Annotated in this window: 22 protein-coding genes; 11 read left to right on the top strand and 11 right to left on the bottom strand. The window is 64.1% G+C overall.

Annotated features, from left to right (window positions below):
- Positions 1–86: 86 nt before the first annotated feature.
- Positions 87–704 carry an ABATE domain-containing protein gene (locus tag BRA1253DRAFT_RS30910; protein ID WP_007600893.1) on the bottom strand — a complete coding sequence of 206 codons (618 nt, stop codon included), beginning with the start codon at positions 702–704 and terminating at the stop codon, positions 87–89.
- Positions 705–830: 126 nt separating this feature from the next.
- Here BRA1253DRAFT_RS30910 and BRA1253DRAFT_RS30905 point away from each other — a divergent pair, with 126 nt between their 5' ends.
- Entirely contained in the window at positions 831–1679 is an 849-nt protein-coding gene (locus tag BRA1253DRAFT_RS30905; protein ID WP_007600892.1) for an alpha/beta fold hydrolase, read from the top strand.
- A 22-nt stretch (positions 1680–1701) separates the two neighbouring features.
- On the opposite strand, the gene BRA1253DRAFT_RS30900 is transcribed toward BRA1253DRAFT_RS30905, so the two are convergent.
- Positions 1702–2691 (bottom strand): putative zinc-binding metallopeptidase, encoded by a 990-nt coding sequence (locus tag BRA1253DRAFT_RS30900; protein WP_007600891.1) that lies wholly within the window; start codon positions 2689–2691, stop codon positions 1702–1704.
- 401 nt (positions 2692–3092) lie between these two features.
- On the bottom strand, positions 3093–3806 hold the full coding sequence (locus BRA1253DRAFT_RS30895) for a hypothetical protein (protein WP_007600890.1): 714 nt from the start codon (positions 3804–3806) through the stop codon (positions 3093–3095).
- Between the two features lie 281 nt (positions 3807–4087).
- Between BRA1253DRAFT_RS30895 and BRA1253DRAFT_RS30890 the strand changes: the two genes are divergently transcribed.
- The gene (locus tag BRA1253DRAFT_RS30890; protein WP_007600889.1) at positions 4088–5011 is read left to right on the top strand and encodes an ABC transporter ATP-binding protein; all 924 of its coding nucleotides are present in this window, start codon (positions 4088–4090) and stop codon (positions 5009–5011) included.
- Positions 5008–5769 carry an ABC transporter permease gene (locus tag BRA1253DRAFT_RS30885; protein ID WP_007600888.1) on the top strand — a complete coding sequence of 254 codons (762 nt, stop codon included), beginning with the start codon at positions 5008–5010 and terminating at the stop codon, positions 5767–5769. The genes BRA1253DRAFT_RS30890 and BRA1253DRAFT_RS30885 overlap by 4 nt, the downstream gene beginning before the upstream one ends.
- A 49-nt stretch (positions 5770–5818) precedes the next feature.
- Here the strand turns inward: BRA1253DRAFT_RS30885 and BRA1253DRAFT_RS30880 are convergent, their stop codons facing one another.
- On the bottom strand, positions 5819–6142 hold the full coding sequence (locus BRA1253DRAFT_RS30880; protein ID WP_007600887.1) for a hypothetical protein: 324 nt from the start codon (positions 6140–6142) through the stop codon (positions 5819–5821).
- A gap of 315 nt (positions 6143–6457) precedes the next feature.
- Here BRA1253DRAFT_RS30880 and BRA1253DRAFT_RS30875 point away from each other — a divergent pair, with 315 nt between their 5' ends.
- From BRA1253DRAFT_RS30875 to BRA1253DRAFT_RS30865, 3 genes are all read left to right on the top strand, one after another.
- Positions 6458–7228, top strand: a complete 771-nt coding sequence (locus tag BRA1253DRAFT_RS30875; protein ID WP_007600886.1) for a L,D-transpeptidase — start codon at positions 6458–6460, stop codon at positions 7226–7228.
- A 225-nt stretch (positions 7229–7453) separates the two neighbouring features.
- The gene (locus BRA1253DRAFT_RS30870) at positions 7454–7708 is read left to right on the top strand and encodes an acyl carrier protein (protein WP_018454262.1); all 255 of its coding nucleotides are present in this window, start codon (positions 7454–7456) and stop codon (positions 7706–7708) included.
- Between the two features lie 24 nt (positions 7709–7732).
- Complete coding sequence (locus BRA1253DRAFT_RS30865) at positions 7733–9433, top strand: fatty acyl-AMP ligase (protein WP_007600884.1); 1701 nt, start codon at positions 7733–7735, stop codon at positions 9431–9433.
- 6 nt (positions 9434–9439) lie between these two features.
- Here BRA1253DRAFT_RS30865 and BRA1253DRAFT_RS30860 read toward each other — a convergent pair whose 3' ends face one another.
- Genes BRA1253DRAFT_RS30860 through BRA1253DRAFT_RS30850 form a run of 3 tightly spaced genes read right to left on the bottom strand, consistent with a single transcriptional unit; the run spans position 9440 to position 12764 of the window.
- The gene (locus BRA1253DRAFT_RS30860; protein ID WP_245285998.1) at positions 9440–10402 is read right to left on the bottom strand and encodes a hypothetical protein; all 963 of its coding nucleotides are present in this window, start codon (positions 10400–10402) and stop codon (positions 9440–9442) included.
- Positions 10403–10427: 25 nt separating this feature from the next.
- Positions 10428–11810, bottom strand: coding sequence for an MBOAT family protein (locus BRA1253DRAFT_RS30855; protein ID WP_007600882.1), 1383 nt, complete (start codon positions 11808–11810; stop codon positions 10428–10430).
- A gap of 45 nt (positions 11811–11855) precedes the next feature.
- On the bottom strand, positions 11856–12764 hold the full coding sequence (locus BRA1253DRAFT_RS30850; RefSeq protein WP_035994249.1) for an acyl-CoA desaturase: 909 nt from the start codon (positions 12762–12764) through the stop codon (positions 11856–11858).
- A 269-nt stretch (positions 12765–13033) separates the two neighbouring features.
- On the opposite strand from BRA1253DRAFT_RS30850, the gene BRA1253DRAFT_RS30845 reads away from it, so the two are divergent.
- Positions 13034–13969, top strand: coding sequence for a glycerophosphodiester phosphodiesterase (locus tag BRA1253DRAFT_RS30845; protein WP_245285997.1), 936 nt, complete (start codon positions 13034–13036; stop codon positions 13967–13969).
- 121 nt (positions 13970–14090) lie between these two features.
- Here the strand turns inward: BRA1253DRAFT_RS30845 and BRA1253DRAFT_RS30840 are convergent, their stop codons facing one another.
- Complete coding sequence (locus BRA1253DRAFT_RS30840; RefSeq protein ID WP_007600879.1) at positions 14091–16370, bottom strand: spermidine synthase; 2280 nt, start codon at positions 16368–16370, stop codon at positions 14091–14093.
- Positions 16371–16618: 248 nt separating this feature from the next.
- Between BRA1253DRAFT_RS30840 and BRA1253DRAFT_RS30835 the strand changes: the two genes are divergently transcribed.
- Positions 16619–18229 (top strand): NAD(P)/FAD-dependent oxidoreductase, encoded by a 1611-nt coding sequence (locus tag BRA1253DRAFT_RS30835; protein WP_007600878.1) that lies wholly within the window; start codon positions 16619–16621, stop codon positions 18227–18229.
- 277 nt (positions 18230–18506) lie between these two features.
- Here the strand turns inward: BRA1253DRAFT_RS30835 and BRA1253DRAFT_RS30830 are convergent, their stop codons facing one another.
- Positions 18507–18662, bottom strand: a complete 156-nt coding sequence (locus BRA1253DRAFT_RS30830; protein WP_007600877.1) for a Flp family type IVb pilin — start codon at positions 18660–18662, stop codon at positions 18507–18509.
- Positions 18663–18825: 163 nt separating this feature from the next.
- Between BRA1253DRAFT_RS30830 and BRA1253DRAFT_RS30825 the strand changes: the two genes are divergently transcribed.
- Positions 18826–19713 carry a 50S ribosomal protein L11 methyltransferase gene (locus BRA1253DRAFT_RS30825; protein ID WP_007600876.1) on the top strand — a complete coding sequence of 296 codons (888 nt, stop codon included), beginning with the start codon at positions 18826–18828 and terminating at the stop codon, positions 19711–19713.
- A 24-nt stretch (positions 19714–19737) separates the two neighbouring features.
- On the opposite strand, the gene BRA1253DRAFT_RS30820 is transcribed toward BRA1253DRAFT_RS30825, so the two are convergent.
- A complete protein-coding gene (locus BRA1253DRAFT_RS30820; RefSeq protein WP_007600875.1) occupies positions 19738–19917 on the bottom strand; it encodes a hypothetical protein in 180 nt (59 codons plus the stop codon).
- Between the two features lie 187 nt (positions 19918–20104).
- Between BRA1253DRAFT_RS30820 and BRA1253DRAFT_RS30815 the strand changes: the two genes are divergently transcribed.
- Positions 20105–21934, top strand: coding sequence for an aminopeptidase P family protein (locus BRA1253DRAFT_RS30815; protein ID WP_007600874.1), 1830 nt, complete (start codon positions 20105–20107; stop codon positions 21932–21934).
- A gap of 323 nt (positions 21935–22257) precedes the next feature.
- Complete coding sequence (locus tag BRA1253DRAFT_RS30810; RefSeq protein WP_007600873.1) at positions 22258–23535, top strand: multidrug effflux MFS transporter; 1278 nt, start codon at positions 22258–22260, stop codon at positions 23533–23535.
- A gap of 102 nt (positions 23536–23637) precedes the next feature.
- On the opposite strand, the gene BRA1253DRAFT_RS43900 is transcribed toward BRA1253DRAFT_RS30810, so the two are convergent.
- Positions 23638–24237 (bottom strand): IS3 family transposase (locus tag BRA1253DRAFT_RS43900; RefSeq protein ID WP_198288271.1); only part of this gene is annotated, 600 nt, incomplete at its 5' end.

The raw sequence follows: 24237 nt of genomic DNA, 5'->3' as shown, positions 1-24237 counted from the left end.
AGGCGCTTAGTGACGGCCGATTGGGTGGAATTTGGGGCACGGAACCGGGGCTCGATCCGCGCTCATTCCAGCATCTCGACACCCAATCACTGCACGCTCTTGAGCCTGCTGCGGTGGGCAGCCTGTTTCGCGCGGTTGCCGCAGACCGCCATGATGCACCATCGCCGCGCGCGCCTGCGCGTGTGGTCGGCGAACAGCATGGTGCAGTTGTGCCCCTCGCACGCCTTGACGTTGGAAAAGTCCTCGTCGCATACGAACTTCGCCATGGCTTCGCCAACCGGCAGCAATAGCGCTTCCGGCGAGCGCCAGCGCCGTTTCATTCGCAATGCGAGAGCGCCGCCATCGTGAGGCCCGGGCTCGATCCGGCTGAAGGCTTCGTCGCGCTCCAGCAGGCTGTTCAATGGACCGAGCTCGCGCAATGCATCCCTCGTGAGCGGCCGGCCCGCATGCTTGCGCACGAATCCCCTGAACCATTCGCGCAAGGCGCGCGCCTGATCCGCGACCTTGTCCAGTTCGTCCGGCGTGGCGCGGGCCGTCAGCGCGTGCAGATCATCCGGCGGCACCAGCTTTGCCTGCGCCAGCCAGTCGATCAGGCCATGACCACCGTCGATCCAGTCCACCGGCGTATCGACCGGTGTCGCCACCGAGTTGAGAAAGTCGAGGCCGAGCGAGTCGGCGATGAACATGGCGGGCGGGCGATCCATGAGCGGTCCTTGGCCGGTCGGGAGAACATGGACCTACATAACCGGTTAAGGCGCCATTGACAAGTTACGACGGTGGACGTAACCTCTTAGCTAGCTTTAATAGGGTTACTACCAATGGAGAAGGTCATGTCAATCACGTACCGCAGCGCGGATGTCGACGGATTCAAGGTGGCCTATCGCGAGGCCGGCACTGTCGGAGCGCCAAAACTCCTGCTGCTTCACGGCTTCCCCAGCGCAGGCCACATGTTTCGCGACCTCATTCCGCTGCTTGCGGACAGGTTTCATATCGTGGCGCCCGACCTTCCCGGCTTCGGCCAATCCGGCATGCCTTCGCGCGAAAGCTTCCGTTACACGTTCGATAGCGTCGCACGCGTGATCGAACGCTTCACCGAGGTGATCGGCTTCGACCGGTTCGCGGTCTACGTCTTCGACTACGGCGCGCCGACTGGTTTCCGGCTTGCGCTCAGCCACCCCGAGCGGATCACGGCGATCATCTCGCAGAACGGCAATGCCTATGAGGATGGCCTTAGCGACAACTGGACTCCGCTCAAGGCCTATTGGCAGGATCCCTCGCCGGCCAATCGCGACGCGCTGCGCGCGCTCCTCACGCCGGAAGCCACGCGCTGGCAGTACACGCATGGTGTTTCCGATCCGATGACCGTGTCACCGGATGGCCAGAACCTCGACAATTTCTACCTTGCGCGCCCGGGCTCGGACGACGTGCAGCTCGACCTGTTCGGCGACTACAAGAGCAACGTCGCGCTCTACCCCGCCTTCCAGGACTATTTCCGCAAGCACAAGCCGCCGTTCCTGGCGGTCTGGGGCAAGAACGATCCGTTCTTCATTCCGCCCGGCGCCGAAGCGTTCAAACGCGACAATCCGAATGCCGTGGTGCAGTTCTTTGACACCGGTCATTTCGCGCTGGAGACGCATGCGAAGGAGATCGCGGACAGCATTCGCGCGTTCCTGACGTAACGGGGGCCGTCCTGCGCGATGTTTACGCCGCCAAACTCTGCTGATCGCGGAATGCGCTGATCGCCATGTGGACGAGATGCAGCTTGCCCTTGACCGCCGGCGATATGTCGAAGGGATATGCGTCGCTCATCCCAAGCGAGCGGTTGAGTTCGTTGATGCTGCGGGCAAGCGGCATCCACAGGGCCAGGAGTGCCTCGAAGTCGCTCTCGAGATAGGGATCCGTCAGGGTCTGGCGGGCGCGCTCGTCCAGCGACAACGGCAAACCTGCCAGCGAGTCGAGCGTCGACACAATGTGCAGGAAATGCGCGAACGTTTCCGCCCAATCCTCCCAGGGGTGGGACGTGGCGTACTCGCTGATGAAGCCGCTCCGGTCGTATGAACGGTCGGCGCGGCTGTAATAGGAGTTGATTGCGGCCTGATAGTCCTGCGCCTGGTCACCGAAGATCAGCTTGAACGGGGCCTGGAATGTCGTGCCGTCAACGAGCAGGTCCCAATAGAAGTGACCGATCTCGTGCCGGAAATGTCCGAGCAGCGTGCGGTACGGCTCCCGGAATGCCACGCGGCGAGATTCTCGTTCGACATCGTCGGCCTCGGCAAGGTTGAGCGTGATCAGGCCCGAGAGATGCCCGGTCAGGATCGGACTGACCTCGTCCGAGAGAATGTCGAAAGCCAATGGTTCGCCGCTGCGCGATGCGAGCGGAAGCCTGAGGCGGCTGAGATCATAGAGAAGACGGCGCTTGGCTTCCTCCATGCGGCGCCAGAGCATGACGTTTCTGGTGCTGCCGAGGTTCGGAATCGTCCGCGTGACGCGACACGAGCCGCAATACCAGTTCGCGCCCTCGACACACCAGTTGCAGCCGATGATCTCGCGGTTACGGCAAGCTTGATGGGATGCAAGTTTCGTCATCTCGATGCGCGAGGAATCGAATGCCAGCTCGGTGCTGCAATTCGCGCACGCGACGTGCTCGAACGAGACAGGATGGCGGCATGACGGGCACTGAAAAAACTTCACGTGGACTGGCCCCAGACAGACGGCACACCGGAACACCGGCCTGTCAATTCGAGGAACTCTTATTTCTTGCGACCGTCGCTGTTGCCTGCGAGCAGCGCCCGCTGCGTTCGCAGCGCGTGCTGTCTCAACAGGCCAGCTCGCGTCGCGCTCAACTGGCTCGATTGAGGCTGCGGCTTTTTCTCAAGGACGTTTTCGGAAACAGGGCGACCGGCCCACGCCCGCTCGGGCTGAACCGCCATGGGGCCGACGTTTCGTTTCCTTGTCATAGTGTGACAACACCAGATCGGGTGCCGAGTTCCCTTCCTCCGACCGGCAGGTGATCGAGTTTGGCTCTGCAGATACGACAATGCCGCCGTCTGCATGACGGCGGCATTGTCAATTCAGCGGCTCGCGGCGAAGGCTTAGTTCCGGGGAGCCGTTGCCGCCGCCGACCGCGCCGGCCTGGGCGCGCCGGGTTCGGCAACCGGAGCCGGTGCGCGCGAGCGCATGATTGCGGCGTCGATCTCGGCGATCACGCGGCGCTGGATCGCTTCGTTCTTGTCGATCGAGATGTGGCCGACACCGGAGCCGCGGACGTCGACATTGTCGAGCTTGCCGCGAAAACCGTCCGCGCGCTTCACCGGCTCGCCGGGGCCGTCGCCGATATAGATGTTGATGTAGCGTTCGGCGCCGGTCGACAGTTTGGTCTTGAACACGGAGTCGAGCCCGATCGCGAGCTTCACGGGCACGCCAAGACGGTTGAGCTTGGCGATCATGTCCGGCAGCGCGGTTGCGCCGGAGGAGTGCCCGACCAGCACGATGGTCTTGAGCCGGCCGGCCTTGTAGGCGGTGGCGGCCTCATCCGCGAGCGAGGACCACGACACGAAATTCGCGACGGTCACCGGGATGCCCTGCGCCTGGAGCCGGGCGCCGATCGTGTCGAGCCCGAGCGAGAAGATGTTGAGCACGCCGCGGAGGAGGTAGACATGCGTGGTCGCGACCGCAGCCTGGCTCGGCGCCGCCTTGACGGTGGTCGGGCTGATGGCAACAGCTGACAGCAGAAGCAGGCCCATCGCCCATGCACGGAGGGCGGACAACTGGCTGGTGCCGGCGGTGTGACGGCCGTTCGGTCTCATCGATCTTTTCCCTGGGAATATGCTTCGGCCGGAATCGTAGCCATGGCCTGCTCGCAGACGCAACAAAGAGCCGCGTGAACGACGATCTTAGCAGCAAGCCGTGACCATCGCGCAACACTTGCTCGAAACCTGCCACGGAAGGGCCTGTTTTGAGGCCATTTTTCTCCGGCTAATTGCAGCCGGGCAAGGGCATTCCTATCTCAGGGCTCCGCTGACCCGTCCTCCCGGCAGGTTCCAGCCTCCCCTCCCCAGCCTTCGCCCCCCTCAGACTTGCGGCCATCATGTCCTCCATCATTTCCGTCGCCAATTTGTCGAAGACCTATGGGTCCGGCTTCAAGGCACTCAAGAACGTCAATCTCGACATCAAGCGCGGCGAAATCTTCGCGTTGCTCGGCCCCAACGGCGCCGGCAAGACCACGCTGATCTCGATCATCTGCGGCATCGCCAATCCGAGCGAAGGCAAGGTCCTGGTCGGCGGCGAGAACATCCAGACCTCCTATCGCAAGGCGCGCTCGCTGATCGGGCTGGTGCCGCAGGAATTGCACACCGATGCCTTCGAGAGCGTGTGGGCGACCGTGAGCTTCTCCCGCGGGCTGTTCGGCAAGCCGAAGAACCCCGATCATATCGAGAAGGTGCTGAAGGACCTCTCGCTGTGGGACAAGAAGGACAGCAAGATCATCACGCTTTCCGGTGGCATGAAGCGTCGCGTGATGATCGCCAAAGCGCTGTCGCACGAGCCGCAGATCCTGTTCCTGGACGAGCCGACCGCCGGCGTCGACGTCGAGCTGCGCAAGGGCATGTGGGAGGTGGTGCGCACGCTCCAGCAATCCGGCGTCACCATCATCCTGACCACGCATTACATCGAGGAAGCCGAGGAGATGGCCGACCGCATCGGCGTCATCAATAAGGGCGAGATCGTGCTGGTCGAGGACAAGGCCACCTTGATGCAGAAGCTCGGCAAGAAGCGGCTGACGCTGCATCTGCAAGGCAAGCTCGATGCGCTGCCGGAGAGCCTCGGGCATTACGAGCTCGACCTCTGCGACGGTGGCGCGACCCTGGTCTACGACTACGACACCAAGGGCGAGCGCACCGGCATCACCAGCCTGCTCGGCGACCTCCGCACCGCCGGCATCCGTTTCAACGATCTCGACACGACGCAATCGTCGCTCGAGGATATCTTCGTCGACCTCGTGAGGGCGTCATGAACTACCGGGCTGTCCGCGCCATCTATCTGTTCGAAATGGCGCGCACCTGGCGCACGCTGCTGCAAAGCATCGTCTCGCCGGTGGTCTCGACCTCGCTGTATTTCGTGGTGTTCGGCGCCGCGATCGGCTCGCGCATCAGCCAGGTCGAGGGCGTCAGCTACGGCACCTTCATCGTGCCGGGCCTGATCATGCTCTCGGTGCTGACGCAGAGCATCGCCAACGCCTCGTTCGGCATCTACTTCCCGAAATTCACCGGCACGATCTACGAGATCCTGTCGGCGCCGATCTCCTATTTCGAGATCGTGCTCGGCTATGTCGGCGCGGCTGCGACCAAATCGATCATCCTCGGCCTGATCATCCTCGCCACGGCCGGCCTGTTCGTGCCGCTGCACATCCATCATCCGGTCTGGATGCTGGCCTTCCTGGTGCTGACGGCGGTGACGTTCAGCCTGTTCGGCTTCATCATCGGCATCTGGGCCGACGGGTTCGAAAAGCTGCAGATGATCCCGATGCTGGTGGTGACGCCGCTGACCTTCCTCGGTGGCAGCTTCTATTCCATCGACATGCTGCCGCCCGCCTGGCGCACGGTGGCGCTGCTCAATCCGGTCGTCTATCTGATCTCCGGCTTCCGCTGGAGCTTCTACGAGATCGCGGACGTCAGCGTATCCGTGAGCATCGGCATGACGACGGCGTTCCTGGTGATCTGTCTGGTCGTGATCTGGTGGATTTTCCGCACGGGGTATCGGTTGAAGAACTGACCCCGGCCGTCATTCCGGGGGCACGCGCGCGCCCCGGAATCGCCAGGGGTTACCGATAGCAGTGGAAGCGGTTGTATCCGTCGTAATAGCCGCGGCAGCGGCGGTGGCCGCGATGGGGAATGCCGAACACACCCTCGACTGCTCCCACGGCCCCGCCAACACCGGCGCCGACCGCGCCACCGACCACGCCGCCCACAGGACCGGCGATACGGTTGCCTTCATAAGAACCTTCCTGGGCGCCGCGCACGATGCCCTGCGCGTGCCCGGCATGTGGCAGCGACAACAGCGCCAGCGCCATGGCGGCGGCTGCAAACAGCAGGCGGACGGGCAAACCGGCCGGCAATGACGCGGCGGTGATACGGGCTTTGTTCATTTTCGGTCCCAGGGACGGTGTAAGGGGCAATTGGCGGCGAACGCCGCCTGTCGAGGCAGGCATCTTCAACGCCGGGCGCGGCCAAATGGTTGCGCCTTTGTGACGAATTGTCGGCGTTGTGAACGCGTGCCCGCTCGCGAAAATGTCAGCATCGCCACGGGCGGCGCGGCACAAAGCGGCCTTGCTAACGCCCGCCGTCACGTTAACGATGGCCGGGCAGGCCGCTGGAACGAAAGCCGGATTGCAGGCATATTGCACGCCGGGGGACGGAGAGCCGCGGCGCCTAGCGTGAACAGGCCGGAGGCCAGAACTCAGATGCGTTCGTTTTTTATTGCTTTCACCTCCCTGATGCTTTTGAGCGCGGGCGCCGCGCAGGCCAAGGTCGAGATCACCGTCGACAAGGACAATCAGCAGATGACCGTCGCCGTCGACGGCATCGCGCGCTATCACTGGCCGGTGTCGACAGGCATCCCCTCCCGCGAGACGCCGAACGGCGCGTTCCGTGCCTTCCGCATGGAAGAGGACCACTACTCCAAGGAATTCGACGACGCGCCGATGCCGCATTCGATCTTCTTCACCAAGATCGGGCACGCCATCCACGGCACAGACTCGGTCGGCCGGCTTGGCACACCGGCGTCTCATGGCTGCGTGCGGCTGTCGCGGCAGAACGCCTCGACGCTCTACGCGCTGGTGCAGCAGCAGGGCGTGCTCAACACCACGGTGACGCTGACCGGCTCGTCGCAGGTGGCGCTCGCCCGCAACCCGCGCGGCCGCAACCCCACGGCTGTCGCCCGCGCACCGCAGCCGACCGAGGAGCAGTACGCCACATCAGGCGACCCCGTGAATCTCGCACCGACGGCCCAGCCCGCCCGCCGCTACATGCCCCAGGACGACAATTACATCTATCCAGCCGATGGCAGCGACACCGGCACGCGCTACCCGGCGCCGCGTGGCAGCCGCCCGCTCTATGACGCGCAGGTCTACCAGCAGCAGCCGCAGCAATATTACAATCAGGGCAACGGCACCTATTATCAGCCGCAGCCCCGGCAGGTTTACCAACCGCGTGGCTATTACTACCAGAACTGACGCTATCTGGACGCGGCGTTGCCGGGCAATCAAATCAGAAAGCCGCTGCCGCGACGGGCGCTTGCCGCAGTCGACCGCAGGAAATAGCGCCGGCCTGTGCACGGATTGGGCACCGGCCGACGCAAGGAAGCAACAGTCCACAACCTTCGACGCGGCGGCGTTCCGGCCAAATTGACAACCAGGGGGTCGCCCGTATTGTCGTTCCCATTGTTTCTGGGACATGACATGACACGCGAGCAGATTTCGGATTTCTGCGTTACCGCCCTGGCAAATATCCTGCGAATTTCGAGCGACCGCGTCGACATCGGCACGAAATTCAGCCGCCTCGGGCTCGATTCGGCGATGCTGGTCTACCTGATGATGGAACTCGAGGAGAAGCTCGACCTCGAACTATCGACGGACGACTTCTACGACCATCCGACCGTTGAGGCGCTGTCGCGATTTCTCGCCGACAAGCGCGCAATCCGCCCCGCCGCCTGAGGGCGGCTGAAGCCGGCGCAACCCATGGAAACCTTCCGCTCGCTCGTGGCACTGCTGGCCCGGCGTGCGGCGGAGCAGGCCGACGACCGCGTCTATGTCTTCGTCTCCGATCGCGGGACGGAGGAAGCTGCCCTCAGCTTTCGACAGCTGCACGATGCCGCGGGCGCGCTCGCGTTGCGACTGACCGTGGCCGCGCGTCCCGGCGACCGCGCCATCCTGGTGTTTCCGCCCGGCATCGAGTTCATGGTGGCGTTCTTCGGCTGTCTGATGGCCGGCATCATCGCCGTGCCGATGATGATGCCGCGGCGAAACAGCGCGCGCGATGCCAGCGCCGCGATCCTCGCCAATTGCACGCCGGCGGTGGCGCTGACCAATTCGGCCGTCGCGCTCCGTGGTGATCTGCGGGCACGCTTCGCGCATGAGAACATTCGCTGGATCGAGGTCGATCTCGCCGCGGACGATGGTGAGACAATCGAACTACCCGAGCCGGCGCCGGACGACATCGCCTTCCTGCAATACACCTCCGGCTCGACGTCCGCGCCCAAAGGCGTGATGGTGAGCCACGCCAATCTGCTCGCCAATCTCGAGATGATCCGGCTCGCGCTCGGCAACACCCGGCAATCGACTTACGTCAATTGGGTGCCGCTCTATCACGACATGGGGCTGATCCTGAACGCACTGCAGGCGCTCTATGTTGGGGCGACCTGCGTGCTGCTGGCACCGAATGCGTTCATGCAGCGGCCACTCGGCTGGCTGCGCGCGATCTCGCATTTTCGCGCGGAAGTGGCGTGCAGCCCGAATTTCGGCTTCGATCTCTGCGTCAGCCGCTATCGCGCCGACCAGATGGAGGGCGTCGACCTGTCCTCGCTCAGGATCGCGCTGAACGGCGCAGAGCCGGTGCGTGCGGAAACCATCGAGCGGTTCGTCCAGACATTCGCGCCCCACGGCTTCGATCCGCGCGCGATGTATCCCGCCTACGGAATGGCGGAAGCGACACTCCTGATTTCCGGCGGACGCCGCGGCGGAGGTCATGTCACACGCAGCCTGAGCCGCACGGCGCTTCAGGCGCATGCGGCGGAAGCGCCTTCCAGCGTCGAAGACACGCAGATCGCCGTCGGCTGCGGGCGCGCGCTCACCGGCGAACGGATCGCGATCGTGGACCCGGACAATCGGACGCGCCTGCCCGCGGACCGGGTCGGTGAAATATGGGTGAACGGCGCCAATATTGCCCGCGCCTATTGGCGCAACGACGAGGCGACGCGCGAGGGGCTCAATGCGCAGATTGCCGCCGAAGACGGGGCATGGCTGCGCACCGGCGACCTCGGCTTCGTCGACGCCACGGGCGAATTGTTCGTCACGGGACGGATCAAGGACCTCATCATCATCCGTGGCATCAACCATTATCCCCAGGACGTCGAGCGCACCGTGCAATCGCTCGATCGAGCTTTGCGCGAAAATTGCGGCGCGGCGTTCTCGGTGCCGGACGAGACCGGCGAAGAAACACTCGTCATCGTCCAGGAAATCGAGCGCACTGCGCGCCACTCGATCGACACCGAAGCCATCAAGGGTCGGATTCGCGAGGCCGTCGCCGACAACCACGAGCTCTCCGCGCGCCACATCGCGCTGATCCGGCCCGGCACTCTGCCGAAGACCACCAGCGGCAAGATCCAGCGCAAGCTGGCACGCAAGCTCTGGCTCGATGGGGGATTCGAGCAGCTCAGCTGAGACGGTTCAGAAATCGATCTTCGCGCTCTCCCCATCGCGCAGGCTCGCAGCGATCCCCTGCTCGATCTTGCGCGCGAGGATGGGGCGATAATGGATGAAGTCGGCAAAATTGGCGCGGTCGCGCGTGAGATCGTTGTCAACGCGATAGCTGATGAAATTGCTACGCGGTCGGCCCGCGACCACTTTCTTCAGCGCCGCGTCGCAGGCGCTGCGCTCCAGGGCGGTTTCCGTACCGGGCTTCGGCACGGTGGTCGCGAAGGTCGGCGGCACGATGATGACGACGGGCACATCGGCCGACAATGTCCTGACGGTATCTGCGAGCACAGCGATCTCGGGAAATGTCGCCCGCATCTCGGTGGACGAGGACGGCGCCGGATCCCCGGGCCAGCCGACTTCCTTGAATTGACCCGGCGGCCAGATGTCCTCATAGCTGACAAAGCCGTCGGGGTTCATCCGTGGTCGGCGACCAAGCCCGATACTGATGCGCTGAAAAGCGTGCTCGATCGCCTGCCAGGAGATCAGCCGTGCAGCGTAAGTGACGACGCTTCTGTCGTAGAGCCAGTCGGGAAACGGGACGCCGCCCTCCTCCTTGGCCCGTGCATGCGCGCACCAGCCGGGGTCAGTCACGACCACCAGTGCACCAACATCCTTGTGATTTCGGAGGAAGAAGTACAGCACCGCGAGCTCCTGGCGGGGAAACGCACCGGTCATGTAGAGCTGCACGAAGCGCAGGCCGGTCGCGCGCGACAATTCCGTCGGCTCGATCATCTGCGCCGTCGAATTACCCAGGATAGCGGCATTGAAATCCGGATTCCTCGCGCGGCTCGCGGCCGTGATCTGGGTCAGACGATTGTCGACGCCCTCGATGCCGAACAGACCGAGCTTGCCGCTGTCATAGGGATCGACCGCCACCATCAGTGCGAGCAACAGCAGCGCAGCGCCGATCAGCGTGCCCAGACACGCGAGCAAGCTCCGGCCCCAGCCGGGGTCGGTCTCAGAATTTGAAGTAGACGAACTCATGGAGATCCCGACCACCCATGTGAAGCAGCAATGCGAACAGCCCAAGACCGAGCAGACCTGCGAGCCACGGATTGGGACGGCGCGTGAGCACCGCCACAATGTCCTGGCTCGCCGGCAGCAGGAAGGCGAACAGCGGCGCTGCGATCAGCGGCCACAAATGCTTTCCGCGCTCGAGCGGCAGCGGCGAAACCAATCCGGCGAAGACATGCCATGCCGCCTCCACCGATCCCGCGCGAAAAATTACGCCGGTCGCGAGCACGAACAGGACGGTCAGCGCCCAGCCGAGCCATGACGGGAAATTCGGGCCATAGCGACGCCACAACGTGCAGGCGACCAGCGCAAGCCCGTGCAGCACGCCCCACAGCACGAAGGTCCAGCTCGCGCCGTGCCAGAGGCCGCACAGCGCCATCGTGATCATCATGGCGGCGAAAAACTGTACGGGAAGCCAGTGCCGCGGCAGCAGGCGGAGATTGACGAGCGGATAGAATACGTAGTCGCGCAGGAACAGCATCAGGGTGATGTGCCAGCGCTGCCAGAAATCCTGGATATTGGTCGAGCGCAGCGGGGCGTTGAAATTGTACGGCAGCTGTACGCCGAACAGCAGGCCGAGGCCGATCGCGATGTCGGAATAGCCGGAGAAGTCGAACAGGATCTGGAAGGAGAAGCAGAAGGCAAGCCAGGCGTCGCCGCTCGGGAGCGGCCCGTTCCCTGCCTGGGTGTAGATTGGATCGAGCAGATGCGCGAGGCCGTCGGCGATCACGATTTTTTCGAACAGGCCGATCGCGATGAAGCAGGTCGCGACGCAGAACTGGCGCTGCCAGCCCGGAACGTAGATCTGCCTGCCGAACTGATGCATCACCTCCGGCCAGCGCGCCAGCGGGCCGGCGATCGCCTGCGGGAAGAAGGTGATGTAGAGCGCGTAGCGGTCGAGCGCATAGAGCGGCGCCCTCCCGCGCTTCAAGTCGACCAGATACATGATGTGGTGGAAGGTGAAGAAGGAGATGCCGAGCGGCAGTCCGACATCGAGCACCGGCAACGTCGTACCCAACACCAGACCGAGATTGGCGAGAAGGAAGTTGGCGTATTTGAACAACGCCAGCACCGCGAGATCGAGCATGAGCACCAGCGTCAGCACCGCCGGCCACTTCACGCGCCCATAGGCGACCGAGGCAAGCCAGTTGATCACGATCAAGCCGATCAGGAGCAGGATGAAGGACGGGCTGCCCCAGGCATAGAAGGCGAGCGAAAGCGCGACCTGCACGCCGATGCGCAGATGCGGATAGGGATCGGCCAAGCGATAGATCAGCAGCGCCGCGGGCAGGAAGACCAGGAGGAAGGGATAGTCGTTGAACAGCATCGGTTCAAAGCTGCGCCATCGCCGGCGTGAGCCGGCGGATGATGCTCAGCCCGTTTCGAGGTCGGGCGCAGCGTCGCCCGGCTGCCGCAGCATGCGTCGCGCAATCTTCTCCTCGCTCGGCACCTTGACGTCCCAGGCCAATCCGAGCGCTTCCAGGGCGCGGATGAAGATGAAGCCGGGATCGAATTCGAACCAGCGCAGGCCGAAGGCCGCGGAATAGGGAAAGGCGTGGTGATTGTTGTGCCAGCCCTCGCCCCAGGCAAGCCAGGCCATCACACCGAGATTGCGGCTATTGTCGTCGCGGGTGACGAAGGGCTGCGCGCCAAAGCTGTGCATCACGGAGTTGATGGCCGACATGGTCTGCTCGACCACGAACATGCGCACCACGCCGCCCCAGAGCAAGCCGGTCAGCGCGCCCCACAGGCTCATGGTGGCGACGCCGCCGATCGCGGCCGGCAGCACCAGGCCGAGACCGACCCAAGTGTAGTAGTAGCTGTTGACGGCAACCAGCCTGCGATCCGCCATCAGATCCGGGACATAGTGCGCAACGTTGGGATAATCGTGCTCGATCATCCAGGTCAAATGCGCGTGCAGGAAGCCGCGCAGGCGGCCGAACGGGCCCTCGCCGTGCAGCCGCGGCGAATGCAGATCGCCGTCGTGATCGGACAATTCGTGGTGCCGGCGGTGCATTGCCGCCCAGGACAGCATGGGACCGCGGCCGGCCATCGATCCCATCACGACCAGGATCGCACTCATCACCGTGGAGGTCGCAAAGGCGCGGTGGGTGAAGAGCCGGTGATAGCCGACGGTGAGGCCGAGGCCGGTGACCAGCCAAAAGCCGACGAACAGGCCAAGCTCCGCCGCGCCGATCGGGCGGTAGAGCAGAAGCACCAGCGCCAGCAGCGTGCCGACGAAGGGCAAAACGTCGAAGATGATGAAATGCCGGCGCTGCATCCGGCGAAAATGCCGGCTACGAATAATTCGATGATCGCGTTGCTGCTGCACGGGCGGGATTCCAGGGCGCCGACCATGAGTACATACCCTCGCGGCGGCCGCAACCCAAGCCACCGCCCAAGGTTTCAACAGCCACGAAAGCCTATACTATGGGCCGGACATGCCCAAATGCGTTCAAATATCCCTTTCCGCTTGCCCCATGAGCCGCCATGCCGTCACGTGCTGCGACGATCTTGACCGTACTGTCACTTCTCATTGCGGGACCGGCCATGGCATTTGATTCGGCTTTCGATCTCGAGGCCCATCGCGGCGGGCGGGCACTGCTGCCGGAAAACACGCTTCCGGCGTTCGCCAACGCGCTGTCGATGGGCGTGGACACGCTGGAGCTCGACGTCGGCATCACCGCCGACGGCGAAGTCGTCGTCTCGCATGAGCGCGGGCTCAACCCTGATATCACGCGGGATGCGAGCGGCGCCTATGTCGCGGCTCCCGGCACGCCCTTCGTGAAGCTGCGGCTCGAGCAGGTCAGGAGCTACGACGTCGGCCAGATACGTCCGGACAGCCCTTACGCAAAGCAATTCCCCGACCAGCGCGCCGTGCCCGGGACCCGCATTCCGACCTTGAGCGAACTTTTCGCGCTGGTGCGCAAATCCGGCAACAATCGGGTGCGCTTCAACATCGAGACCAAGATCGATCCGAACCATCCGGACGAGACGCTCGATCCGCAAGCTTTCGTCACCAGGCTGCTCGCGCTGATCGAGGCCGAAAAATTCTCCGACCGCGTCATGATCCAGTCGTTCGACTGGCGGACCCTGCTGCTCGTCCAGCAGCGGGCATCGAAGATGCCGACGGTGTACCTGACGCTCCAGCGCGGCTCGAGCCAGACGGTGGCGCTGGACAAGGCGACCAATTGGACGGCGGGATTCAGCCCGGCCGATCACGGCGGGTCGCTGCCCCGAACCATCAAGGCTGCGGGCGGCGCGATCTGGTCGCCCTATTTCGGCGATGTGACCGCGGCGCTGATCGCCGAGGCACACGCGCTCGGGCTGCACGTCGTGGTCTGGACGGTCAACAAGCCTGAGGACATGGCGCGGATGATCGAGATCGGCGTCGACGGCATCATCTCCGACAGGCCCGATTTGTTGCGGCAAGTCGCGGGCGAGAAGGCAATTGCGTTGCCCGCGGGGACACCGGTGACGCCGTGAGGCCGAGCCGCAGGCTTTCTGCTGTAGCCCGGATGGAGCGCAGCGAAATCCGGGGCCGTTAATCACCGCGAGGCAAGAACGTCCCGGATTGCGCTGCGCTCCATCCGGCTACGAAGTGCCCCTACTCCCCGTCCCGCAAACGCCGGTACAGCGCGCCCAGAATGTTGGAGTAATCGTCGGTCCAGACCCGCACCCGGTCGTCGGCTTCGGTCTGCTCCCATGATTTCGACGATGCGAGCCTGCCGACGTCGGCATTCTCGCGGGCGGAGATGACGACGTCGGTCGAGAAGATATAGTCGCCATCGCGCCCCGAATCCTCGTTGTAGACCCAGCTCTTGAGATCGTTGGCATCGGCGATGCCGACCACGACGGTCTCGAGATCGAGGTGGCGGTTGGACACGTGCATCACCACGGCGCCGTGCGGAGCGAGCTTGTCCTTGTAGATCTTCATCGCCTCTTCGGTCGCAAGATGGATCGGGATCGCATCCGACGAATAGGCATCGACGATGATGAGATCATAGGCGCCGTCCGGCTCCTTCGCGAAGGTGAGGCGAGCATCGCCGATCACCGGCTTCAGGCCCGGCATGCAACTCGAGATATAGCGGAAATTCTTCGGATCGCTTGCCGCGTCGACCATGGACTGATCGATCTCGAAGAAGGTCCAGCTCTCGCTAGGCTCGGCGGCGCAGGCGAGCGTGCCCGATCCGACGCCGATCGCCGCGACCTTCAAGGGCGCGCCCTTGCGCTCCCGGATCGCGGTCACGGCCTGACCGATGCCGCCATCCTTGTGGTAGTAGGTGATCGGCTCGGGCCGTCCGGTGACCGGCGTGCCGTCATTGTTGAGGAAGCGCTCGGCGCCGTGGATCGTGGTGCCGTGCATCAGCACGTGGAAATAGCCGCCGGGCGTCACCACGATCTTGTGCACGCCGAAGAAGCTGCGCACCGTGGTGACGCGGCCTTCATCCGCCGGATAAACCCGGATCAACGCCAGCGCGAGCGCGACGGTGGCGAATATCTTCCAGCGGCCGGCGTTGACCGCCAGCGCCAGCAGGGCGGCGAGCACGCCAACGCCGCCGGCCACCCAGACGCGATGATCCTCGAACCAGGTCGACAGCCCGCCCGTCGTCATGGACGGCGCAACGAGCACGACGGCGAGCGCGGCAAGCGCCAGCCAGTACCATTTGATGAAGCCCGCCAGCCGCTCGTTCGCGGGCGGCCGGCACAGCGCGGCAAGCGCGACCAGGATCGGATATTCGGCGATCCAGGAGAATGTGAACGGCGCAACGAGCCCTGCGAACAGGCCGCCGACCATGCCGCCGAACGACAGCGCGACATAGAATCCGGTGAGATATTTCGCGGCCGGCCGGGTCCGCGCCAATTCGCCGTGGCAGGCCATCGCGATGACGAAGAAGCACAATTGATGGCCGCCGAGCGTCAGCAGCAGGTTCTGTTCGCCGCCGAACGCCAGCAGGAAGACGACGCCCGCGATCGCGACCGGCTGGAGCATCAGCATCCATTTGTGCGGCAGCAGCGGCCGCGACTGGAACACCACCACCCAGGTCAAGAGATACAGCGACAGCGGCAGCACCCACAGCAGGGGCGCTGCCGCAACGTCGGTCGAGATGTGCGCGGTGACGGCGATGAGCAGGCCGGACGGCACTCCGGCGAGGAATATCCAGCGCAGCCGCGTCACGAAACCGGGCGCCGGCGCATTCAAATCCTCGGTTCGCACATCGACCATGGCGAGCTTCGGCGAGCGCAACAGCAGCACGCCGCAGGCGGCGATCAGGACGATCAGAATGCCGTAACCGCCGGTCCAGAGCCGGTTCTGCGTGTGCAGCGTGAACATCGGCTCCAGCAGGAATGGATAGGACAGCAGGGCGAGGAAGCTGCCGATGTTGGAGGACGCATAGAGGAAATAGGGATCATGTCCGGCAGGATGCCCGGTGCGGACGAACCAGGCCTGCAGCAACGGATTGTTGGCGGCGAGCGCGAAGAACGGCAGTCCGATCGAGATCACGAACAGGCCAAGCAGCCAGATCGCGTAGCCCGAAGCGGGCGGATCGCCATAGGCGGACGCGATGCCGAGCGGCAGCGTGGCGAAGGCCGCGATCAGCAGCAGGAGATGCACCACCACCGGAACGATGCGATTCCTCACCTGCATCAACACATGCGCATAGGCGTAGCCCGCCAGCAGCAACGACTGGAAGAACACCATCGCCACCGACCACACCGCCGGCGAGCCGCCGAGCCGCGGCAGGACCATCTTGGTGAACAGCGGCTGCACCGAGAACAGCAACAGCGCGCTGACGAAGATCGCTGCGGTGTAGACCGTCAGCAGCAGCCGGTTGCGTGACGAGGATGACTGCTCCGTGGCGGCGGGTTGCACGATCGAATCCATGGAAGCTCCGGCATAATCCCGGCGGGTGCCGGGCGCGCGCAATGGAGCACAAGGCGCCTGAACGGGCAATAAAGGGTCTCGTGATGTTGCAGCGGGAAATGCTTGATATAAGACGGTCGTGCCGGGCGATGCGACGGGACCGCGAAGCGCGGCCGCAGCATCGAACCCGGAACCTCGAGATTCTCCGGTGCGGAGCCCGCACCACAGTTCGGGCTTCGCGAATCCCGGAATGACAGCACCAGGGGCGCATGACCGAAACCGACGTCATCATCATCGGCGCTGGCCATAACGGCCTCACCTGCGCGGCGTATCTCGCGATGGCCGGCTTGCGCGTGCGCGTGGTCGAGCGCCGCAAGGTGGTCGGCGGGGCCGCGGTCACGGAGGAATTTCATCCGGGCTTCCGCAATTCGGTCGCGGCCTACACTGTGAGCCTGCTCAATCCGCAGGTGATCCGCGACTTGAAGCTGGCCGAACAGGGCCTCAGGATCGTCGAACGGCGCGCGCAGAATTTTCTGCCCGCGGCAGACGGCAGCTATCTTCTCACCGGCGAGGGGCGGACGCAGGCGTCCGTCGCACGGCTGAGCGCGCGCGACGCAAACGCGCTCGACGGGTTTTCGCGCGAGCTGGAAGATATCGCCGACGTGCTTCGGCAGTTCGTGCTGCGCGCGCCGCCCAACCTGCTCGATGGTTTCGGCACGGCATCGATCCGCGAGGCCGTGAACGCATTCCAGAGCGCCAATATCCTGCGCGGGCTGTCGCTGGAGCAGAGCCGCAGCCTGCTCGATCTCTTCACCCGCTCGGCTGGCGAGATGCTGGACGAACGTTTCGAGCACGATCTGATCAAGGCGCTGTTCGGCTTCGATGCCATCGTCGGCAATTATGCCAGCCCTTACGCCGCGGGCTCGGCCTATGTGATGCTGCATCACGCGTTTGGCGAGGTGAACGGCAAGAAGGGCGTCTGGGGTCACGCCATCGGCGGCATGGGCGCGATCACGCAGGCCATGGCGCGCGCCGCACGCGACCGCGGCGTCGTGATCGACACCGATGCAGGCGTGCGCGAGGTCATCCTCGAGCGCGACCGCGCGGTCGGCGTAGCGCTGGAGAACGGCACGACCATCCGCGCGAGATATGTCGCATCCAACGTCAATCCGAAGCTGCTCTATACGCGGCTGGTCGCCGCCGATGCGCTTCCCCAAAACTTTCTCGACCGCATCCGGCACTGGAAGAACGGCTCCGGCACCTTCCGCATGAACGTGGCACTGGACCGCCTGCCCTCCTTCACGGCACTGCCGGGCGTCGGCGATCATCTCACCTCCGGCATCATCCTGGCTCCCAGTCTCGGCTACATGGACCGCGCCTTTCTCGATGCCCGCGCGCACGGCTGGAGCCGAGAGCCCGTCGTGGAAATGCTGATCCCCTCGACGCTCGACGATACGCTCGCGCCCGCAGGACAACATGTCGCGAGCCTGTTCTGCCAGCATGTCGCGCCGGAGCTTCCCGATGGAAAGTCGTGGGACGACCATCGCGACGAGGTCGCCGACCTCATGATCGCGACGGTGGACAAATACGCGCCGGGTTTTGCGACCAGCGTGCTCGGCCGCCAAATCCTGTCACCGCTCGATCTCGAACGGCAGTTCGGCCTGCTCGGCGGCGACATCTTCCACGGTGCGCTGACGCTGAACCAGCTGTTCTCGGCCCGGCCGATGCTGGGCCACGCCGATTATCGCGGACCCGTGAGGGGCCTCTATCACTGCGGCTCCGGCGCCCATCCCGGCGGCGGCGTCACCGGCGCGCCCGGCCACAACGCCGCGCAGGCAATCCTGAGGGATCACCGGTCGCTGTTCGGAAGTCGTGGATAAGCCCGTGGATAAGCTGTGGACAGCCTGTTGGCAGAGCTGTGAAAGGGCGCTGGGTTACGCCCCTCCAAGCTTGGTACAAATTGGTGGAAAATCCGGGGATGAACGGCGGGATAATCCGTGGACAAAGTCCGGAAAAACCAGCGGATAGCCTGTGGGCATTCTGTGCAAGCCAATTCCCAAAAACGACTTCGCCCGCCAGGGGGCAATTCCCCCGACGGGCGCGGCTCGAAAGCAGTCGTATGGAGAATTGGCCTCGCCGGGAAATGGAAGGCGGAAATTACTTCAAGGAGCTGCTAATCGAAGTGAACTTGTCGTTCAGGGTGGTGCCCAGGCCGTTCACCACGGTGATGATCGCCAGCGCGATACCGGCTGCAATCAGGCCGTACTCGATTGCGGTTGCACCTGAATCGTCGGTCCAGAACTTCAAAATCATGCGCTTCAAGTCTCGCCTCCTATTCCATTTCGAACTGTGTGGGTTGCCCAACACCCGCAAATCTACGTGGCACAACCTGAGGTCGGGTTAACCTCGTGAATGCAAGTTATGCGAAAAATCGGGAACAAAAGTTCCAAAAATTGAACCGGACGGAAACCAGAGAATGCAGCCTTCCCCCACCCATCGCGCCAGTTTTTCGATCGGCGGCGAGATCGCCGCCAGGCGCATTGTCGACGTCCTAACCGAAATGTTCTTCGAGGACGATGCGGCGGTCGCCGCCTTCGAACAGCCGAACGGACAGTGGGACGTTGCGCTGCATTTCGCGAACGCGCCGGACCGGGCTTGGCTGCGCGAACTCGTTGCAACCGCAGCAGGAAATGAGATCGCGGACACGCTGGCCTTCGACACCGTCGAAGCCAGGGACTGGGTCAAGGCGAGCCTGGAAGATCTCGTCCCGGTGCCGGCCGGACGCTTCGTCGTCCACGGCAGCCATGATCGCGACCGCGTGGCGCCGAACAAGCTCGCCGTCGAGATCGAGGCGGCTCTCGCCTTCGGCACCGGCCATCACGGTACCACGCGCGGCTGTTTACTCCTGCTTGACCATGTCCTGAAAAGCACCCGGCCCGGCCGCGTGCTCGACCTCGGCACCGGGACCGGCGTGCTGGGGATAGCGGCGGCGAAGGTGCTGCATCGCGCGGTGCTGGCCTCCGACATCGACCCGGCCTCGGTCAAGGTGGCAGCCGAGAACGCCGCGTTGAACGAGGTCGGTCACCATGTGCGAGCAATCCGCGCCACCGGCTTCGCGGCGGCTGATTTCGGCAGATGCGGCCCGTTCGACCTGGTGCTGGCCAACATCCTTGCCAATCCGTTACGGCAATTGGCGGGCCCGTTGACGCGGCACCTCGCACCTGGCGGGCGCGTCATCCTCTCCGGCCTGTTGACGCCCCAGGTCCCCGCCGTGATCGCCGCCTACCGCGCGCGCGGCCTCGTGCCTCTGAAGCACTTGCGGATCGAGGGGTGGAGCAGCCTGTTGCTGCGGAAGATGGGGTGAGTCGGGGGGCTGCCGTAGGTGCCGCTACTTTGCGGCCTTCTCGTCCCGGCGCATCGCGCGCTCGGCCTGCGAGGCGCGCCTCGCGCGGCGTTCAGCGAAACGGTCGATCATCTGGTTGATGAGGCCGCGCGGTTTCTTCGGTGCTGCCGGAGCCGGGGCGCGGCGCACCGGCGGCGTAATCTTCTCAAACGTGAACGCTGGCATCGAGTGTCCCCTCGTCGTTGAGATGAACAACTTGCTCGAATTTCCCTGTTATCCGGACGAAGCGCAACTGCCGCATCCTGTACTCCACTCAATTCGAATGGAACTGTTCAAGCACAGTCCATGCCAGATGCGACCTCAAATGCGTCTACATTGCGGACTGATCCGCATGATCCTAAAGTGATCCACCATGTTCGAAGCGCACTTCCAGACATTCGAGGAGCCCGAGGCCGGCGTCGCATTGACGGCGCGGCTGGCCGCGCTCCGTGAAGAACTCGCCCGCCGCAAGCTGACCGGTTTCGTGATTCCACGCGCCGATCAGCAGCAGAATGAGTACGTGCCGCCGTCGGAAGAGCGTTTGGCCTGGCTGACCGGTTTTACGGGCTCGGCGGGACTGGCGGTGGTGCTGACGCACGAGGCCGCATTGTTCGTCGATGGTCGCTACACGATCCAGGCGGCCAAGCAGGTCGATTCAAGGGCGTGGGCCGTGGAATCTCTGATCGATCCCCCGCCGGAAAGCTGGATATCGGCACACCTGAAGGCCGGCGACCGCCTAGGATTTGATCCGTGGCTGCACACTTTTGCGGCAGCCGAGCGTTTGTCCGCCGCCTGCGCCAAGGCCGGTGCCGAATTGGTCGCCGTCGACAGCAATCCGGTCGATGCGATCTGGCAGGACCGGCCACAGCCGCCGATTGCGCCGGTCACGGTGCACGGGATGCAACATGCCGGCGTGACTGAAGCCGAGAAGCTGACGCAGATCAGGAGCGAGATCGGCAAGCTCGGCGTCGATGCGCTGGTGCTGTCCGACAGCCATGCCGTGGCCTGGACCTTCAACATCCGCGGCGCCGACGTCGCGCATACGCCGCTGCCGCTGTCCTATGCGCTGGTGCCGAAGGACGGTCGTCCCACCATCTTCATCGATCACCGCAAGCTCTCAAATTTGACCCGCGACCATCTCGAGCAGTCCGCCGAGGTGCGCGAGCCCGATGCAATGGCGCCAACGCTGATGGCGCTCGCCAAGAGCGGTGGATCGATCGCGCTCGACAATGCGACCGCGGCCGACGCCCTCAGCCGGTTGATCACGGGTGCTGGCGGCAAGCCGGTGCGCGGCAGCGATCCGATCGCGCTGCTCAAGGCGGTCAAGAACACGACCGAGATCAAGGGCACGCAAACGGCGCACCGGCGCGACGCCGTAGCGCTGGCACGCTTCCTCGCCTTCATCGACCGCGAGGCGGCAAGCGGCAAGCTCACCGAGATCGACGCGGTCGAGGCGCTGGAGACGTTCCGCCGCGATACCGGCGCACTGAAGGATGTGTCGTTCCCGACCATATCGGGCACCGGCCCGAATGGCGCGATCGTGCACTACCGCGTCACCCGCAAGAGCAACCGGCGGATCGTACCCGGCGATCTGCTGCTGATCGATTCAGGTGCACAATACGAAGACGGCACCACCGACGTCACCCGGACCATGGCCGTGGGCGAGCCCACCGACGAGATGCGCGACCGCTTCACGCGTGTGCTGCGCGGTCACATCGCGATCGCGCGGGCGATATTTCCCGATGGCGCCACCGGCGCGCAGCTCGACACACTGGCACGGCAATATCTCTGGGCCGCCGGCGTCGATTTCGAGCATGGCACCGGCCACGGCGTCGGCAGCTATCTCTCGGTGCACGAAGGACCGGCGCGGATATCGAAGCTCGGCACCACGCCGCTGAAGCGCGGCATGATCCTGTCCAACGAGCCCGGCTACTACAAGACCGACGGTTTCGGCATCCGCATCGAGAACCTCGAACTGGTGGTCGCTGCCGACATCAAGGGCGCGGAAAAATCGATGAACGCGTTCGAGACGCTGACCCTGGCGCCGATCGACCGCCGGCTGATCGATGTCGGCATGCTGGGCAAGGACGAACTCGACTGGCTCAACGCCTACCACGCGCGCGTCAGGACCGAGGTGCGGCCGGCGCTGGACGCGACGACGAAGGCCTGGCTGGACCAGGCCACGGCGGAGTTGAAGGCGTAAGCGCGTCGTTCACGGTCTCGACGCATAGCACCACGCGATTTGCGCAATGCTCATTTCCACCCCCGCTGTCATTCCCCGCGAAGGCGGGGAATCCAGTATTCCAGAGACAGCAAACGTATGCGGAGACGCCGCGGCGTACTGGATCGCCCGGTCAAGCCGGGCGATGATACCGAGTTTTTGACGCGAGCAGCGCGCCAAATCCGTCCTCATCGCGCCGCCATTATAACCGTCCCGGAATCCGTATAGCCGCATTCCGAAACGCCGATATGCGTCTTGTGCGAGCGCGCTACAGTCCGATTCGAATTTCTGCGAGACGGACACGCATGCACGGCATGATCAGCAAGCCGCCGGAAACGGCGCAACACAACCTCGCGACCTCGCGCGTGGTTTTGCTGCTGCTCGTCGTCATGACCGGCATCGCGCCGATCTCGCTTTACATGCTGGTTCCGGCGCTGCCGGTACTGGCGACGACCTTTGGCAGCGACATCTCGGTCGCGCAGATGACAGTCTCACTGTACATGGTCGGCATCGCGCTGTCGCAACTCATCATGGGCCCGCTGTCGGACCGTTTCGGGCGACGACCGGTGCTGCTCGGAGGACTGGCGCTGATGGTAGTCGCCAGCGTCGCCTGCATCTTCGCGGAAACCCTACCGCAGCTGATCGCCGCGCGCTTCTTCCAGGCGCTGGGCGGCGCCGCCGGCATGGTGGTGAGCCGCGCCATCATCCGCGACATCTACGAGCGCGATCGCGTCGCCTCGATGATCAGCCTCGTGGTCGCGGCGCTCATGATCGGGCAGATGGTCTCCCCGCTCAGCGGCGGCCTGATCGAAACCGCGTTCGGCTGGCGCGCGATCTTCTACGCCATCACCGTCGCCGCGATCATTGTCGCCATCGGCATCGCATTCGCGCTGCCCGAGACCCGCCGAGACCGCGCCGCCGGCAGCGGCTTTCGCGGCGATGTCGGCATCCTGATCCGCAACCGCGCCTTCGTCGGCTACGTGATGTGCCAGGTGCTGGCCTCGCAGATCATCTTCACCTTCGCCGGCGGCGGCCCCTATATCGTGGTGACGCAGATGGGCAGGACCAGCGCTGAATACGGCGCGTGGTTCGCGACGACGGGTTTTGCCTATCTCGTCGGCAATCTGCTCTGCGTGCGCTTCGCGCCCAGGCACTCGTTGGAGAAGTTGATCTGGTTCGGCCTCGCGCTCCAGCTTTGCGGCAGCCTGTTGAACCTGCTGTGGAGTTTCACCGGCTGGAACGAGGCACCCGCCTGGCTGTTCGGCACGCAGATGATCGTGATGGTCGGCAATGCTTTCGTGATGGCGAACTCGGCCGCCGGCGCGATCAGCGTCCGTCCCGAGGCCGCCGGCACCGCATCAGGTGCGATGGGCTTTCTCCAGCAGGGCATCGGCGCGCTCATGTCGCAATTCGGCGCCTATCTCGGCGGCCATTCCGCGACCACGCTGCCGCTCACCGCCGCGGTGCTGGCGATCTCCCTGCTCTGCGCCTGCACGATGATCTTCGTCGTCCCCCGCCGCGAGGTCATGGTGAGCGAGACGCTGATCGAGCAGGCGGAAGAGGAAGAGAGCGGGATGATGTGAGGGATGGCACGCCGCGTCCTCCGTCATTGCGAGCGAAGCGAAGCAATCCAGACTGCGACCCGCGGAAAGATACTGATCTTCCCCCAAAAAAGTGGACATGGATCAAGCCGATTTTAGCTCCATCTCGACCGGGCTGATATAGCCGATGGCCGAGTGTCTTCGGGTCTGATTGTAGAAGCCTTCGACGTAAGCGAAGATGTCGCGCTCGGCTTCATTGCGGGTCTCATATTGACGGTGATGGATCAGTTCGGTCTTGAGGGTGTGGAAGAAGCTTTCCATCGGGGCATTGTCGTAGCAGTCGGCTCTGCGGCTCATTGAAGGCCGGAAGCCGGCGGCTTGCAGTGCTTGGCGGTACTCGGTTGAAGCGTATTGGGCGGATTCAAACGGTCGTCGCAACACCAGGAGTTTGGAGGTTGCGATGAACGTTGTAAGGCGCAGATCGGCGCGGTCAGGACGAGCCCCATTGCCGTCGCCAGGACGGCCCTCTGTTGCCGGGCGCGATGAACAGAATAAATTTTGGCGGGCGATTGCCGCTGGGTTAAGCAGCGAAGATGCTGCACTCGAAGCCGGATTGTCACAACCTGTCGGAAGCAGATTATTCCGAAAGGCGGGCGGCATGCCACCAGCGATGTTCAGATCTTCGGCAAAGGCACTGTCCGGGCGGTATCTCTCGTTGAATGAGCGCGAGGAGATCGCACTTCT

Source organism: Bradyrhizobium sp. WSM1253, assembly GCF_000244935.1.
GTDB lineage: Bacteria > Pseudomonadota > Alphaproteobacteria > Rhizobiales > Xanthobacteraceae > Bradyrhizobium > Bradyrhizobium canariense.
This window is presented reverse-complemented; position numbering and strand designations above follow the sequence as displayed.

Excerpts from the sequence above, each read along its gene's own strand:
- BRA1253DRAFT_RS30910 (WP_007600893.1), bottom strand. The coding sequence starts at position 704 with ATGGATCGCCCGCCCGCCATGTTCATCGCCGACTCGCTCGGCCTCGAC.
- BRA1253DRAFT_RS30905 (WP_007600892.1), top strand. The coding sequence starts at position 831 with ATGTCAATCACGTACCGCAGCGCGGATGTCGACGGATTCAAGGTGGCC.
- BRA1253DRAFT_RS30895 (WP_007600890.1), bottom strand. The coding sequence starts at position 3,806 with ATGAGACCGAACGGCCGTCACACCGCCGGCACCAGCCAGTTGTCCGCC.
- BRA1253DRAFT_RS30890 (WP_007600889.1), top strand. The coding sequence starts at position 4,088 with ATGTCCTCCATCATTTCCGTCGCCAATTTGTCGAAGACCTATGGGTCC.
- BRA1253DRAFT_RS30885 (WP_007600888.1), top strand. The coding sequence starts at position 5,008 with ATGAACTACCGGGCTGTCCGCGCCATCTATCTGTTCGAAATGGCGCGC.
- BRA1253DRAFT_RS30880 (WP_007600887.1), bottom strand. The coding sequence starts at position 6,142 with ATGAACAAAGCCCGTATCACCGCCGCGTCATTGCCGGCCGGTTTGCCC.
- BRA1253DRAFT_RS30875 (WP_007600886.1), top strand. The coding sequence starts at position 6,458 with ATGCGTTCGTTTTTTATTGCTTTCACCTCCCTGATGCTTTTGAGCGCG.
- BRA1253DRAFT_RS30870 (WP_018454262.1), top strand. The coding sequence starts at position 7,454 with ATGACACGCGAGCAGATTTCGGATTTCTGCGTTACCGCCCTGGCAAAT.
- BRA1253DRAFT_RS30865 (WP_007600884.1), top strand. The coding sequence starts at position 7,733 with ATGGAAACCTTCCGCTCGCTCGTGGCACTGCTGGCCCGGCGTGCGGCG.
- BRA1253DRAFT_RS30855 (WP_007600882.1), bottom strand. The coding sequence starts at position 11,810 with ATGCTGTTCAACGACTATCCCTTCCTCCTGGTCTTCCTGCCCGCGGCG.
- BRA1253DRAFT_RS30850 (WP_035994249.1), bottom strand. The coding sequence starts at position 12,764 with ATGCAGCGCCGGCATTTCATCATCTTCGACGTTTTGCCCTTCGTCGGC.
- BRA1253DRAFT_RS30845 (WP_245285997.1), top strand. The coding sequence starts at position 13,034 with ATGGCATTTGATTCGGCTTTCGATCTCGAGGCCCATCGCGGCGGGCGG.
- BRA1253DRAFT_RS30840 (WP_007600879.1), bottom strand. The coding sequence starts at position 16,370 with ATGGATTCGATCGTGCAACCCGCCGCCACGGAGCAGTCATCCTCGTCA.
- BRA1253DRAFT_RS30835 (WP_007600878.1), top strand. The coding sequence starts at position 16,619 with ATGACCGAAACCGACGTCATCATCATCGGCGCTGGCCATAACGGCCTC.
- BRA1253DRAFT_RS30830 (WP_007600877.1), bottom strand. The coding sequence starts at position 18,662 with ATGATTTTGAAGTTCTGGACCGACGATTCAGGTGCAACCGCAATCGAG.
- BRA1253DRAFT_RS30825 (WP_007600876.1), top strand. The coding sequence starts at position 18,826 with ATGCAGCCTTCCCCCACCCATCGCGCCAGTTTTTCGATCGGCGGCGAG.
- BRA1253DRAFT_RS30820 (WP_007600875.1), bottom strand. The coding sequence starts at position 19,917 with ATGCCAGCGTTCACGTTTGAGAAGATTACGCCGCCGGTGCGCCGCGCC.
- BRA1253DRAFT_RS30815 (WP_007600874.1), top strand. The coding sequence starts at position 20,105 with ATGTTCGAAGCGCACTTCCAGACATTCGAGGAGCCCGAGGCCGGCGTC.
- BRA1253DRAFT_RS30810 (WP_007600873.1), top strand. The coding sequence starts at position 22,258 with ATGCACGGCATGATCAGCAAGCCGCCGGAAACGGCGCAACACAACCTC.